Below are 13,225 nucleotides of genomic sequence, written 5' to 3'. Positions count from 1 at the left end.
ATGCGTATCTACAACAGCGCTACCCATAAAAAGGAAGAGTTCCAGCCCATCGAGTCCGGCAAGGTCCGCATGTACGTGTGCGGCCCCACGGTCTACGACAACATCCACATCGGCAATGCCCGCACGTTCATCAGCTTTGACGTGATTCGTCGCTGGCTCATCGCGAGCGGTTACGAGGTCACGTTTGCCCAGAACCTCACCGATGTCGATGACAAGATCATCAAGCGCGCCAACGAGCAGGGCCGCACGGCCGCCGAGGTCGCGACGGAGTTCTCGGACAAGTTCATCGGCGTCATGCGCGCCGCCAACGTGCTCGATCCCGATGTGCGCCCCCGCGCCACCAAGGAAAGCGGCCCCATGATCGCCATGATCAAGACGCTCATCGAGCAGGGCCATGCTTACGCCGCCGATAACGGCGACGTGTACTTTGCTGTGCGCAGCGATCCCAACTATGGCCAGGTCTCGGGCCGCAACATCGATGACCTTATGGTTGGTGCGCGTATCGAGGAGAACGAGGACAAGAACGACCCGCTCGACTTTGCCCTGTGGAAGGCCGCCAAGCCCGGCGAGCCCAGCTGGCCGAGTCCCTGGGGCGAGGGCCGTCCCGGTTGGCACACCGAGTGCGCTGCCATGGTGCATCGCTACCTGGGCACCCCGATCGACATCCACGGCGGCGGCTCCGACCTTGCCTTCCCGCATCACGAGAACGAGTGCGCCCAGGCCACCTGCGCCTGGCACCAGGGCTTCTCCAACACCTGGATGCACACGGGCATGCTGCTGGTTGACGGCGAGAAGATGTCCAAGTCGCTCGGAAACTTCTTTACGCTGGCCGAGGTGCTCGAGCAGCACTCTGCCGCGGCCCTGCGCCTGTTGATGCTGCAGACGAGCTATCGCTCGCCGCTCGACTTCTCCTGGGAGCGCCTGGAGGGTGCCGAGAATTCGCTCACGCGTATTGCCGGTACGGTCGAGAACCTTCGTTGGGCTGCGAACCATGCGACGGCCGATGCCGATGCGGCTGCCGCCGAGGCGTTTGCCGCCAAGGCCGCCGAGACCCGCGCCGCCTTTAAGGAGTGCATGGACGACGACTTTAACACCGCCGGTGCCATGGGTGCTGTCTTTGGCTTTGTCACCGAGTGCAATCAGTATCTGGAGCAGGCGGGCGATGCTGCCGACAAGGCCGCAGTCCTGGCTGCCGCCGATACGCTGGCCGAGCTGCTCGATACGTTTGGCGTTGAGCTTCCCGAGCCCAAGGTCGAGTTGCCGCTGGGCCTGCTGGGCGTTGCCGCCGGTTTGGTTGCCTACACGGGCGACGACGTGGACGAGGCCGCTGCCAAGATTCTCGAGGCTCGTGCCGAGGCTCGTGCCGCCAAGAACTGGGATCTGGCAGATGCCATCCGCGACCAGCTCAAGGACCTGGGCCTCACCATTGAGGATACTGCCGCGGGCACTCGTATTAAGAGTCTCTAGTATTTGTCGACCGTTCGAGGTGCGGCAGATTGCCTTGAAAGAGGAGGGCATAGACCTGGTGGTCATGCCCGACGATTGAAAGGCAAGGTGCCGTGGCTCGGACGGTCGATTCTTGTTCGTTATCTATTTAAGGAGGCCGTTTTATGGCCGACAATCGCAGGCGTGCGCCTCGTGGCGGCAAGCAGGCTGCTTCTGGCTCGCGTTCGATTCGCCGCAATGATCGCGCTGCTGCTCCCAAGGGCCAGCGCGAGTGCTCCCAAGCCCAGGCTGCGCGTCCGCAGCGAGATCGCAACCGCGACAACGTTCAGGTCTCCAAGGGCGAGTTTATCGAAGGCCGCCGTGCTGCCGCCGAGGCGCTGCGTACCGGCTTTCCCGTCAAGTGCGCGCTCATCGCCGAGGGCGGCGAGCGCGATGCCGCCCTGTCTCGTCTGGTCGATGACCTCAACGCCGCGGGCGCCCGCATTAAGTATGTGCCGCGTGCGCAGCTCGATGCGCTGTCGAGCCATGGCGCTCACCAGGGCATTGCGCTCGAGGTGGGTAATTTCCCCTATGCGGACGTCGCCGACATCCTCGGCCGCGCGGGCGATGGCCCGGCACTCGTCGTTGTGCTCGACCATGTGACTGACGACGGCAACTTTGGCGCCATCGTGCGCTCCGCCGAGGTTGTGGGCGCGGCCGGCGTCATCATCGCCAACAAGCGTGCCGCCGGCGTGACCGTGGGCAGCTACAAGACCTCAGCCGGTGCCGTCATGCATCTGCCTATCGCGCAGGTTCCCAATATCGCCCGTGCGCTCGACGACCTCAAGGCCGCTGGCTTTTGGGTAGGCGGTGCCTCCGAGCACGCCGAAGGCAGTTGCTGGGATGCTCCCTTCGAGGGTCGCGTGGCGCTCGTCATGGGCTCCGAGGGCGACGGCATCTCGCGCCTGGTGCTCGAGAAATGCGACTTTTTGACCAAGCTTCCCCAGCGCGGCATGACCGAGAGCCTCAATGTTGCCCAGGCGACCACGGCGCTGTGCTTTGAGTGGCTGCGCCGCAACGCCGGCGAGCTCATGGGGGAGGAGTAGCGCATGTCCAAGAAGAACCGCACCAAGTCCAAGGCCAAGCGCTTTGGCGAGGGCTCGGCCAAGCCGATTGTTTCGGCCACGACCTATGGCGTGGGCGGCAATGCGTTTGCGCAGGCTATTGCCGACCCAGTCTCGACGGTGCACTCCAACAAGCCCGAGCTGCTGGTGGTCGACGGCTACAACGTGATCCACTGCACGCCGCGCTACGAAAAGCTCGTGTACGACCATTCCGACGATCCGTATTCCAGCGACGTTCACGATATGGCGCGCACTGCCCTCATTAACGACGTGGCGGCGTTTGCCCAGGGCCGCTACGAGGCCGTGATCGTGTTCGACGGCGCGGGCAATATCTCCAACGAGCGTCCCAACCTGCCGGCCCGCGGCGTGCGCATCGAATTTTCGCCGACGGGTGTTTCGGCCGATACCGTGGTGCAGAAGCTCTGCATCGAGGCACGCGAGGAAGGTCGCGCGTGCTCCGTGGTATCGAGCGACGGCACGATCCAGGCTGTCGTCATGGGCAAGGGCGTCACGCGCATCTCGAGCCGTATGCTGGTGGACGAGATCAAACAGATCGATAACGACGTTCACGAGGCAGAGGAAGCTCCGCAGATCAAGATGACTCTGGGCAGCCGCCTGAGTCCCGATGCCCTGGCCAAGCTCAAGGCCCTCCGCGGGAGGTAGGGGAGTTGGCGGGGCGATGCTGTCTCGCTAACTCCATTCAGCGATGTTGATCATTCTTTTGAGGCGCCACGTTAGCGCCTCTTTTAGATAAGGCAGTCTCGCTGTTAGAGCATCGTTTTTAGACAGAATCTCGATTGCCTCGTCAACGAAGCCTTCGAGTTTGTCGCCGTCAAACCAGCCCATGTCCTCGACGAGCAACATTTGTTTGGCGGGGCTTGAATGAAATTGTGCGCTGGTAAAACTGTGCTCTCCTGCCCGAAGCTCCTCAAGAGAAATGTTGCAACAGAGCGATGAGCCCGAATCGAAGATGGGGGCAGGTCTGCAGGCTAGCGTGTTGACGTTTCGCACGAGGCCGAAGTTGCGCCAATGACGATCGTAGTTGGCAATAATGTCGTCACATACGATCATGCGGTCAAGGGCATCCTTGACGCCTGTCACCCCGAGCTCCTCGCAGTTTGCTACATATCGCTCGTAGTCGGTTAGCCGTTCATCTGCGTTTGCGTGCTGGTTTACATAGAACGCAGGGACATACTCTTCTTCATCAGTTAAGAAGACATCGCATGTGCTCAGGGCGGAAGTGCCCGTGCCCTCGAGCGAGTAAGGCACATAATCGCAGGCGTTTAGGATGCGACGGTGGAGCGCGGTCGCCACCAGCTCGTTATAAGGTTCCTGGTCCAGGTGCGCTCCTGCCTTATGCAGAATTCGACGTTCGCCCTCGCACGTCCAGTACTTTTGAAGATTGCCGTCCGAGGTGTTATCGGGCTTTGCGGCAGCCGCTTTTCCCTCTGGGGCAAAGGGTGCAATGGACAGCGAGACGTCATCAAAGGCGTTATTGAAGAAGTTGATATCCTTCCAGGTGAGACCGGAACCTTGGGGCCTAATCCAATACTGGTCGGATAAGGAGAGGCCGAGATTTCGCTGGACGAGTTCATCGGGAACATCGACTGCGGCTTCTGCAAGCAGGGAGGCTAGCCCAATGCGTGCGAGCGGGATACCGCGGCCGCGCCACCAGATGCGGAAGGAGTCTAGCGATATGGGGCTATTAGGGCCAAATACTCCAATAGGGGCGTGGGCGTAATCGATGTCGGCACCGATGTGGGTAAAGTCTTTTCGCGATGTACTGTAGACCAGCTGAGCGACTTCGTACGTGCGGTTCATGAGGGTGAACGCTATCTCGCTCTTACCGTGGCCGCGGCGGGGACGTCCTCCCGTTTTGGTCACGGAGCGGAGTCGCGTATCGACGCTGTCTTTGTCGATGAGCCATACACCAGAAGCCTTGCGGGCCTCAAGTGCTCCGTTTTTTATGAGCTCCTGCACCCTGCGCGGAGTGATGCCGAGCAGTTCGGCTGCTTCCTTGGTAGTAAGCATCGCGAAACCCTTCGTTAGAACGAATAGTTTTATATAAAGCAATTGTAATTAAAACTATTCGTTTTGACGAATGGTTTTGAGATTGGGGGCGAACCGACAGAAATGAACGGGCCTGGTACCTGTTGTTGCTGGATTTTGCATATTTGTATAACGCTGTGTGGCCTGTTGCGCCTCGTCCGCAATTCCTTTATTCTTAACTGGCTTCGCGCGAAAGCGCCAAGTGTGCCAGTGTGGCGCAACGGTAGCGCAACTGATTTGTAATCAGTGGGTTGCAGGTTCGATTCCTGTCACTGGCTCCATGAGAGTTTCGGGCTCTGTCTCTATATGGGACAGAGCCCGTTTCTATTTAGGTGGTGCGCCATCGGGTTAGCGCCCATCCCGTTTTTGGTTTGTCTCGTCCTCCAGTTTGTCTAAATCTGTAACACCAAGACCGATATTTGGCATCTAACTGTTACAGATTGAGATGAAACTTAGGGTGTTTTAGGAATATCTTGATCTGTAACATGTAGAAGCGGAATAGGCCTCTTGCTGTTACAGATCGAGACAAGGGCGGGTGCGGACCTGGATGTTCTGCTCGAGCGTGGATTTCTGGACACGCGAGAGAAGAAAATCTTCCGACCGGAGAACGAGCGTGGATAATTAACTTGGATAGGGAGCTAAGGTAAACACCGATTGTCTATCGAAGGCTTTAGAAACAACGACCCCGATTTCATTGTGGAATCGGGGTCGTTTGTGCCTGAGGAATCCGAATGGATTAATCGAGCTCCTAAGGGACTTCTTGGGTTCTTGCTAATGGTCTGCCGAGGATGTCCCCAATGCAAGCAGCGGGCATCTACTCAATATAGTTGGGATTCTTCTTGATGATCACGCGTGCAGCGATGAACGAGACAACGATGGCGATGACGGCGACAACGCACGCCAGTACGAAGTTGCCCATGGATCCATCGGGAGCGATAAAGATCAGCGCAGAAAGAAGACCGGGGCATGCTCCCGCAACATACTCCTTCAGGACGAAGATGCCTGCAGGGAGTCCCGCGCAGAGGGCGCCGATTGCTGTGCCGACAAGCAGGCGGGGACGCTCGATGAGGCAGCCGTAAAATGCGGGCTCAGTTACGCCACAGAGTGCGGTGACGGCAACCGTGGTGACCATACCTCTCTTCTCCTTGTTGCCTTTCATTGCAGTTGCCAAGGCGAGACTCGTGCCGCCAATGCAGAGGTTTGAGATGAAGCCAAAGATGATGGGCGCCCAGCCGAGCTGCGCCAAGCTCGTAACTTCGATCGCGATGTAGGCCTTATCAAGACCGAGCATGACAAAATAGGGGTTAAGGGCTGCAAGGATTGGAGTAGCGATAAATGCCACGTTATCCATGAGCCACGTGGCGGCATCACTCAGAGCGTAGCCCATCATGCTGCCGGCGGGGCCGAGGATAATCAGCTCAACAGGCACGACGATGATCATGGTGAGCAGCGGCTTCAAGAACAGTTTGGTAATGTCGGGGATGATTTTCTGAAGACCGCGATCAACAAAGTACATGAACACAACGCCCAGTACGATTGGCACCACCGTGCTCGAGTAGTCATTCGTCGGGATGGGGATGCCAAGAAAGTCGAGACCCTCAGCACCGCTAATAGACGAGCTAATCATGATTGCGCCCAGCAGTGCGCCCATGATAGGCTGCATCTTCATGACGGCGGCGAGCTGATAGCCGAGGTAAACGGGCAGGAAGCTAAATGAGGCGCTGAAGATCGCCAGCAGAACCTGGGCGGTTCCGCTATCGGTGCTCAATCCACAATAATTGACCAGGAGATTCTTGATCGAAAGAATGAGTCCGCCAACGATGAGCGCCGGGACGATGGGCATGAATACCTGTGCAGAGACGTTCCCGAATTTCTCAATCAAGCCCATGGCGGTGTTACCGCTTTTAATGCCTTCTGCAAGGTCTTTGGCGGTTTGGGCATCGTCGGCAACCGTGCCACCGCCGACTTCGATTCCCGCGAAGTCGAGGAAGTCGTTGTAGGCCTCGGTGACGTTGGGGCCGATGATCACCTGAAGCTGGCCACCGCTGACTACTGCCCCGAGCGCCTGGTCAGCCGATTTGGCGAGCTGGAGATCGATGATCGAGGTGTCTCGTGCGTCGATGCGAAGGCGCGTCGCACAATGAGTTACCGATGTAATGTTCTCTTTGCCGCCAACAGCCTTTAGGACTGTTTCGGACATTGCCTGATATTTCATCTCTTTCTCCTAACCTTCCTGCTCCTGATACTTCGAGATAAGGTCTCGGTACCAATACCAGCTCTTTTTGGGGGTGCGCTCCAGATTGTTCTCGAAGTCGATATGGACAAGTCCGTATCGTTTTTCGTAGCCGTTGATCCAGCTATACAGATCCATCGTCGACCAGAGGTAGTAGCCCTCAACGCGCGCGCCGTCGCGCTTAGCCCTCATCATGTGCTCGATGAACTGGCCCAGAAGCTCGATGCGGTCATCATCGTGGATTATTCCGTCTGCGTCTGGTTGCTCATAGGCGCCATGTCCGTTTTCCGTAATAAAGATGCGGGGCGCGTCATAGCGCTCGTGGACATCCATGATGGTTGAATACATGCAACTTGGGAGTATTTCGCGGCCCCATTTATTGCGGGGAACATTGCTGTCGCGGGCGCTTTCAAACAAGGGCGCAATGCATTTTCCTTCGACCTTTTTGCTCGAACCGCCCTTATTGTTCGCCGAAACGGCAAGCTCTCCACCGTGCCAGTCGGTTACATACTCTCGGCAATACACGTTGAGTCCAATAAAATCGACTTTACCGTCTCTGAATTCTTCTACGTCATTTGGGGATCGATAGAGCGAGACGCCAAGTTTTTCAAGGATTTCGTCCATTTCTGGCGGCAGTTGACCCTGAAGTGCTGGTGCCAGAATCATGCGATTGGCGAAAAAGTCTGCGTATCGAAATACGTCATCGGGGTGCTCGGTTGCCGGGTCGAGTTCGACAACGCCGCCATCGTGGACGGCGCCGATGATGCCGTCGTAGCCCATTTGACGATATGCTCGGACTGCGAGTGCGCTTGCGCGCATCAGGTTGTACTGAAACTGCATGTACGACTGAACGTCGAGCGATCGATTGGGGGGATAGTTGCCCAACATGTTTACGCAGTAGCTGTAGAAATGCGGCTCGTTAACGGTAGCCCAGATTTTGACGCGGTCTCCAAAGCGCTCAAAGCAAATCTTGGCGTATTTGCAGAACCACTCTGCCATATCGTTGTTCAGCCATCCGCCTTTGCAAGCAAGCGTGAATGGCAGATCGTAATGGAACAGCGTAACGTTGGGCTCTATGCCATTTTCGAGGCAGCAATCAATGACCCGATTATAAAAATCGATACCCTTTTCATTCACTTCACCGATACCCGTGGGGATGATTCGACTCCATGAAAGAGAGAAGCGATAGGTGTTTTGTCCGCCTTCTTTCATCATGCGGATATCTTCTTCATAGCGATGGTAGAAGTCGCAAGATACATCACCGTCAACATGGTTGATGTTCTTATTGCTTGTGTGGTTAAAGAAATCCCACTCGCCAAGGCCTTTGCCGTCTTCGTTCCAGGCACCCTCGCACTGATAAGACGCCGTGGCGGAACCCCAGAGAAACGGGATGTTGTTCACGTTGCCCATGAATCCCCTTTCCATCATTCAACACGGTGGATACGTGTGGCGGAATTACGATTAAGATGACGTCAACTGATTTGAATCATAGGAGAACGACCAAAGCTGTTTGATTCAATAAATGAACTATGATTTCGAGGAGAGCGGAAAGAGGGATCACGTGAATATCAATGACTTCGATGTGCTCAATCGCATTAGCTCCATCATCAACAGCGAGTTTGGGTCAAACGATGCCGCCATCGCTCGATATCTCATCGCTCACATTAGGCGTTCGAGCGAAATCAATGTTGCCACAATAACCCGCGATGCATTCGTGACCCGTTCCGCTGTTCGTCGTTTCTGCAATCGATTGGGCTACCAGTCTCTTAGCGATTTGAAAGAATCATTTACTCAATCAGTCTTTCCAAGCGACTTAAGCCATCGAGAGGAGGAATTTGGCTACGAGGAGTACAGGGCAGAGCTCGACGTTCGCATGATCGAGATGTTCGCTGAGGTTGAAAGCGGCGTGTCCGATATCGCTATTAAGCACCTTGCCGACGAAATTGATGGCCATAAAAACGTTGAAATCTGGTGCACCAATAATGTGAGCGCCAATCTCGTACGATTTCAGCAGGAAATGTTTTATGCGGGCAAGATAGTTCGCATAGTTGCTGGGGCTAACGTCGCGGAATTGAAAAACATGGGAGACGCTTCGCAGTCATTGATAATTCTCGTATCGGTCTCCGGGCTATTTGCGTCCCAGGCGCGTGAGTATCTTGATTGCCGTTCGGGCAGGAAGATTCTAATTACTGCGTTTAGCAACGATGACAAATCGAGGTCTTTTGACCGTGTATATCGTCTTGGTAATGCGGGAAACGGAATTGACCGACTCGGCGTTTATTCGAAATACGCCATGACCTATTTCTTCGACTTGCTATCGTCGTGTTACTTGAGTCGCTACCCCTGCACCAAGGGGGAGCCGCTCTATGGGTCTACTTTGGTCTGGCCCGAGCAGTAGCGGCTCTATAGTTCTCCCGTCTGGAGAATGAGCGTGGATAATCTCCGCTTTGGGCTTAGAGCCGCGCTAAAAGCGGGAGATTATCCACGCTTGAACGTGCCGTGGAAGCACGATCGTGACCTATGTAATAGTGCAAGAGGGTCGGTATCGAAGGTCGATGCTGCAGATGTACTCCACCGTGACAAAGTGTTCCCTCGTGAAATGTCACAAGCGTAGCCAAATCCACCGTCCTTCATATCCAAACTCAATAAAACCGCAGGTCACGGCTATATAGATACGCCCGGCACCGTGTATCTAGAGGTTTTCGTTGACAGCCACCAAGGTGGCATCGTATTATCTTCTTCGTTCGCGGGGGCGGCGGTCCAAAAGACCAAAGGACCTGCGGATACTTGAACGATTGGGAGTTTGCCCGAGTGGTTAATGGGGACGGGCTGTAAACCCGTTGGCTCTGCCTACATAGGTTCGAATCCTATAGCTCCCACCCGTCAAGTGCCTGTATAGCTCAGTCGGTAGAGCACTTCGTTGGTAACGAAGAGGTCACCAGTTCAAGTCTGGTTGCAGGCTCCATCCGGCGGTGTAGCTCAGTTGGTTAGAGCACACGGTTCATACCCGTGGCGTCACTGGTTCGAATCCAGTCACCGCTACCATAGGTAACACGGTGGCTTCTCAATAGTATGTTGAGAGGCCACTATGGTATAAAGGCAAAGTCCCGTCCGGGGACGACCTGTTAAGAGGAGGGCTTTATGGCCAAAGAGAAGTTTGAGCGCACTAAGCCGCATGTTAACATCGGCACCATTGGTCACGTCGACCACGGCAAGACCACGCTGACCGCTGCCATCACCAAGGTTCTCTCCGAGACCGAGGGCTGCAAGGCTGACTTCACTGCGTTCGAGAACATCGACAAGGCTCCCGAGGAGCGCGAGCGCGGCATTACGATCTCCGTCTCCCACGTCGAGTACGAGACTGCTGCCCGTCACTACGCTCACGTTGACTGCCCGGGCCACGCTGACTACGTCAAGAACATGATCTCCGGTGCTGCTCAGATGGACGGCGCTATCCTGGTCATCGCCGCTACCGACGGCCCCATGGCTCAGACCCGCGAGCACATCCTGCTCGCCCGTCAGGTCGGCGTTCCCTACATCGTCGTCTTCCTGAACAAGTGCGACATGGTCGACGATGACGAGCTCATCGACCTCGTCGAGATGGAGACCCGTGAGCTCCTCTCCGAGTACGATTTCCCCGGCGACGACATTCCCGTCATCCGTGGTTCCGCTCTGGGCGCTCTCGAGGGCGACGCCAAGTGGATGGACGCTATCCGCGAGCTCATGAAGGCCGTCGACGAGTACATCCCGACGCCTGCTCGTAACAACGACCTCCCCTTCCTGATGGCCGTTGAGGACGTTATGACCATCTCCGGCCGTGGTACCGTTGCTACCGGCCGTGTCGAGCGCGGTGAGCTCAAGCTCAACGAGCCCGTCGAGATCGTCGGCATCAAGGATACCCAGAACACCGTCGTTACCGGTATCGAGATGTTCCGTAAGTCCATGGACTTCTGCGAGGCTGGCGACAACGTCGGTCTGCTGCTCCGCGGCATCAAGCGCGAGGACATCGAGCGCGGCCAGGTTCTCTGCAAGCCCGGTTCGGTTACCCCGCACACCATGTTCACCGGTGAGATCTACGTTCTGACCAAGGAGGAGGGCGGCCGTCACACCCCGTTCTTCGATGGTTATCGTCCTCAGTTCTACTTCCGTACCACCGACGTTACCGGTACGGTCAAGCTCCCCGAGGGCACCGAGATGGCTATGCCTGGTGACCACATCACCATCGAGGGCGACCTCATCCACCCGATCGCCATGGAGGAGGGCCTGCGCTTCGCTATCCGCGAGGGTGGCCACACCGTCGGTTCGGGCATCGTCTCCACGATCATTGAGTAAATTAGCTCTTTGATATAGCTGACTTAGAGAACCCGGCACTTATATGGGTGCCGGGTTCTTTTCTGCAATGGATATTGAGCCGTTGCTGGTGTCGAGAGGATCGACAATGGTCCTGGATGCACCGTCGATTAGATCTCGATGGCTTCATTGATGTGTTCCAAATATGAATGGATCCACCGAGAACCAATTGACTCGAGGTTTTCATTGACAGCACTTACGTGGAGCTGATAAAGTAACAACTCGTGCCCGTACGGGGCGGAAATGAAAGGTTCAGGATACATGCGTACTCTAGTTACTCTTGCGTGCACTGAGTGCAAGCGCCGCAACTATACGACCACCAAGAACAAGTCGACCATGCCTGATCGTATGGAGATCAAGAAGTATTGCCCCTGGTGCCGTCACCACACGCTGCACAAAGAGACTCGCTAGTCTCTAGTCACATACGCCAGTAGTTCAATTGGTAGAGCATCGGTCTCCAAAACCGAGTGTTGAGGGTTCGAGTCCTTCCTGGCGTGCCAGTCATTATTCCGTAAGCTCCCAATTGGGGGCTTACGGTTTACTCATGTATAAGCGCATTGCGCGGAGGTAACCCAAATGGCCAACAAGAAGAACAAGAAGAAGGCTCAGCAGCAGGCGCCTGCCAACAACGCTGCCGCCAACTCCAAGGTTGAGGCCAAGAAGGCCGTTGCCAAGAAGAACGAGAAGGCTGCGAAGTCCAAGAAGAACGAGAAGCCTGGTTTCTTCGCCCGCACCAAGAAGTATTTCGCTTCGGTCAAGTCCGAGATGAAGCGTGTCACGTGGCCCGATAAGAAGGAGCTCGTGAACTACTCGGTCGTCGTTTGCGCTTCTCTGATCGTCGTCGGCGTCGTCATCGCTCTGCTCGATGCTGGCTTTGGCGAGGCTCTTGCTCTGTTCTCTGGATTGAGGGGCTAAACCATGTCTAAGCGTTGGTACGTCGTTCACACTTACTCTGGATACGAGAACCGTGTTAAGTCCGATCTCGAGCATCGAATCGAGACTATGGGCATGCAGGACCGTATCTTTGATATCGAGATTCCTATGGAGCGTGTCACCGAGATTAAAGAGGGTGGCAAGCGTGAGACCAAGGATTCCAAGATTTTCCCGGGTTATGTCCTTGTCCGCATGGAGATGGATGATGATGCTTGGACGTGTGTTCGTAACACGCCTGGCGTCACCGGTTTCCTAGGCGGCAACGGCAAGCCCGCTCCGCTTTCCCGCGACGAGTACAACAAGATGACTCGTCGTCCCGGTAAGGGCGATTCGCCCAAGCGCACCTCGGTTGATATTGAGGTCGGTACGTCCGTCCGCGTCACCGATGGCCCGCTTACCGACTTTGATGGCAAGGTCTCCGAGGTTAACACCGAGGCTGGCAAGCTCAAGGTCACGCTGATGATCTTTGGCCGCGAGACGCCGGTCGAGCTCGACTTTAACCAGGTCGCTGTCATCGCTTAAGTTTTCGTCCGTTCGCGCGAGCGTGCTTCTTCTGTGACTGCTCATCTCAGGAGTGCTTCTAACACGTGCGTGCTTACGATATAGCAAGTACTTCACACTCGTGATTCGAAAGGAATGACCATGGCTGAGAAGAAGGTTGCCAACGTCATTAAGCTCCAGATTCCTGCTGGTGCAGCAAACCCTGCTCCTCCCGTCGGCCCCGCCCTGGGCGCTGCTGGCGTGAACATCATGCAGTTCTGCCAGGCCTTTAACGCCGAGACGCAGGACAAGAAGGGTGACATCATCCCCGTTGAGATCTCTGTCTACGAGGACAAGTCCTTCTCCTTCATCACCAAGACCCCGCCGGCGGCTCACCTTATCAAGAAGGAGCTGAACCTCAAGTCTGGTTCCGCTAAGCCCCAGGCTGACAAGGTTGGTCAGCTCTCCCAGGAGCAGCTCACCAAGATCGCCGAGATCAAGATGCCGGACCTCAATGCCAACGACATTGACGCCGCCAAGAAGATCATCGCCGGTACCGCCCGTTCCATGGGCGTCACCATCGCTGAGTAGCGATTTCTTATGGTAACGGCGGGTGCTCCGACCGGGGCGC

12 protein-coding genes and 5 tRNA genes are annotated in these 13,225 nt (G+C 56.2%); 14 read left to right on the top strand and 3 right to left on the bottom strand.

Annotated elements, in window-relative coordinates:
* The 3 genes from cysS (at position 1) to I4W07_RS04650 (ending at position 3,212) form a co-directional block, all read left to right on the top strand.
* The gene (gene cysS, locus I4W07_RS04660; RefSeq protein WP_196025779.1) at positions 1–1,467 is read left to right on the top strand and encodes a cysteine--tRNA ligase; all 1,467 of its coding nucleotides are present in this window, start codon (positions 1–3) and stop codon (positions 1,465–1,467) included.
* 143 nt (positions 1,468–1,610) lie between these two features.
* Positions 1,611–2,531: a 23S rRNA (guanosine(2251)-2'-O)-methyltransferase RlmB gene (gene rlmB / locus I4W07_RS04655; RefSeq protein WP_196025778.1), complete on the top strand. Its 921-nt coding sequence runs from the start codon at positions 1,611–1,613 to the stop codon at positions 2,529–2,531.
* 3 nt (positions 2,532–2,534) lie between these two features.
* Positions 2,535–3,212, top strand: a complete 678-nt coding sequence (locus tag I4W07_RS04650) for an NYN domain-containing protein (RefSeq protein WP_196025777.1) — start codon at positions 2,535–2,537, stop codon at positions 3,210–3,212.
* Positions 3,213–3,239: 27 nt separating this feature from the next.
* Here the strand turns inward: I4W07_RS04650 and I4W07_RS04645 are convergent, their stop codons facing one another.
* Positions 3,240–4,580 (bottom strand): DNA-binding protein, encoded by a 1,341-nt coding sequence (locus I4W07_RS04645; protein WP_196025776.1) that lies wholly within the window; start codon positions 4,578–4,580, stop codon positions 3,240–3,242.
* A 224-nt stretch (positions 4,581–4,804) separates the two neighbouring features.
* Between I4W07_RS04645 and I4W07_RS04640 the strand changes: the two genes are divergently transcribed.
* Positions 4,805–4,879 (top strand) — tRNA-Thr (locus I4W07_RS04640).
* Positions 4,880–5,412: 533 nt separating this feature from the next.
* Here the strand turns inward: I4W07_RS04640 and I4W07_RS04635 are convergent.
* Together I4W07_RS04635 and I4W07_RS04630 are read right to left on the bottom strand one after the other, a co-directional pair.
* Positions 5,413–6,813 (bottom strand): PTS transporter subunit EIIC, encoded by a 1,401-nt coding sequence (locus I4W07_RS04635; RefSeq protein WP_196025775.1) that lies wholly within the window; start codon positions 6,811–6,813, stop codon positions 5,413–5,415.
* 9 nt (positions 6,814–6,822) lie between these two features.
* The gene (locus I4W07_RS04630; RefSeq protein WP_195444114.1) at positions 6,823–8,241 is read right to left on the bottom strand and encodes a glycoside hydrolase family 1 protein; all 1,419 of its coding nucleotides are present in this window, start codon (positions 8,239–8,241) and stop codon (positions 6,823–6,825) included.
* A 151-nt stretch (positions 8,242–8,392) separates the two neighbouring features.
* On the opposite strand from I4W07_RS04630, the gene I4W07_RS04625 reads away from it, so the two are divergent.
* From I4W07_RS04625 to rplK, 10 genes are all read left to right on the top strand, one after another.
* The gene (locus I4W07_RS04625) at positions 8,393–9,229 is read left to right on the top strand and encodes a MurR/RpiR family transcriptional regulator (protein WP_195232391.1); all 837 of its coding nucleotides are present in this window, start codon (positions 8,393–8,395) and stop codon (positions 9,227–9,229) included.
* A 399-nt stretch (positions 9,230–9,628) separates the two neighbouring features.
* Positions 9,629–9,710: transfer RNA gene (locus tag I4W07_RS04620), tRNA-Tyr, on the top strand.
* Between the two features lie 10 nt (positions 9,711–9,720).
* A tRNA-Thr gene (locus tag I4W07_RS04615) sits at positions 9,721–9,796 on the top strand.
* Positions 9,797–9,799: 3 nt separating this feature from the next.
* Positions 9,800–9,876, top strand: a tRNA-Met gene (locus I4W07_RS04610).
* Positions 9,877–9,972: 96 nt separating this feature from the next.
* Entirely contained in the window at positions 9,973–11,163 is a 1,191-nt protein-coding gene (gene tuf / locus I4W07_RS04605; protein WP_196025774.1) for an elongation factor Tu, read from the top strand.
* Between the two features lie 279 nt (positions 11,164–11,442).
* A complete protein-coding gene (gene rpmG, locus I4W07_RS04600; protein WP_022093895.1) occupies positions 11,443–11,592 on the top strand; it encodes a 50S ribosomal protein L33 in 150 nt (49 codons plus the stop codon).
* Between the two features lie 13 nt (positions 11,593–11,605).
* Positions 11,606–11,681: transfer RNA gene (locus I4W07_RS04595), tRNA-Trp, on the top strand.
* A 76-nt stretch (positions 11,682–11,757) separates the two neighbouring features.
* Positions 11,758–12,096, top strand: a complete 339-nt coding sequence (secE, locus tag I4W07_RS04590; protein WP_006234983.1) for a preprotein translocase subunit SecE — start codon at positions 11,758–11,760, stop codon at positions 12,094–12,096.
* Positions 12,097–12,099: 3 nt separating this feature from the next.
* Entirely contained in the window at positions 12,100–12,636 is a 537-nt protein-coding gene (gene nusG / locus I4W07_RS04585) for a transcription termination/antitermination protein NusG (RefSeq protein WP_099432095.1), read from the top strand.
* Positions 12,637–12,756: 120 nt separating this feature from the next.
* Positions 12,757–13,185, top strand: coding sequence for a 50S ribosomal protein L11 (gene rplK, locus I4W07_RS04580; protein ID WP_022093893.1), 429 nt, complete (start codon positions 12,757–12,759; stop codon positions 13,183–13,185).
* Positions 13,186–13,225 lie beyond the last annotated feature (40 nt).

The sequence above is a fragment of the Collinsella aerofaciens genome, assembly GCF_015670745.1.
Lineage (GTDB): Bacteria > Actinomycetota > Coriobacteriia > Coriobacteriales > Coriobacteriaceae > Collinsella > Collinsella aerofaciens_T.
Note: the sequence above shows the minus strand (reverse complement) of the source record. Positions and strands in the feature narration are given on the sequence as shown.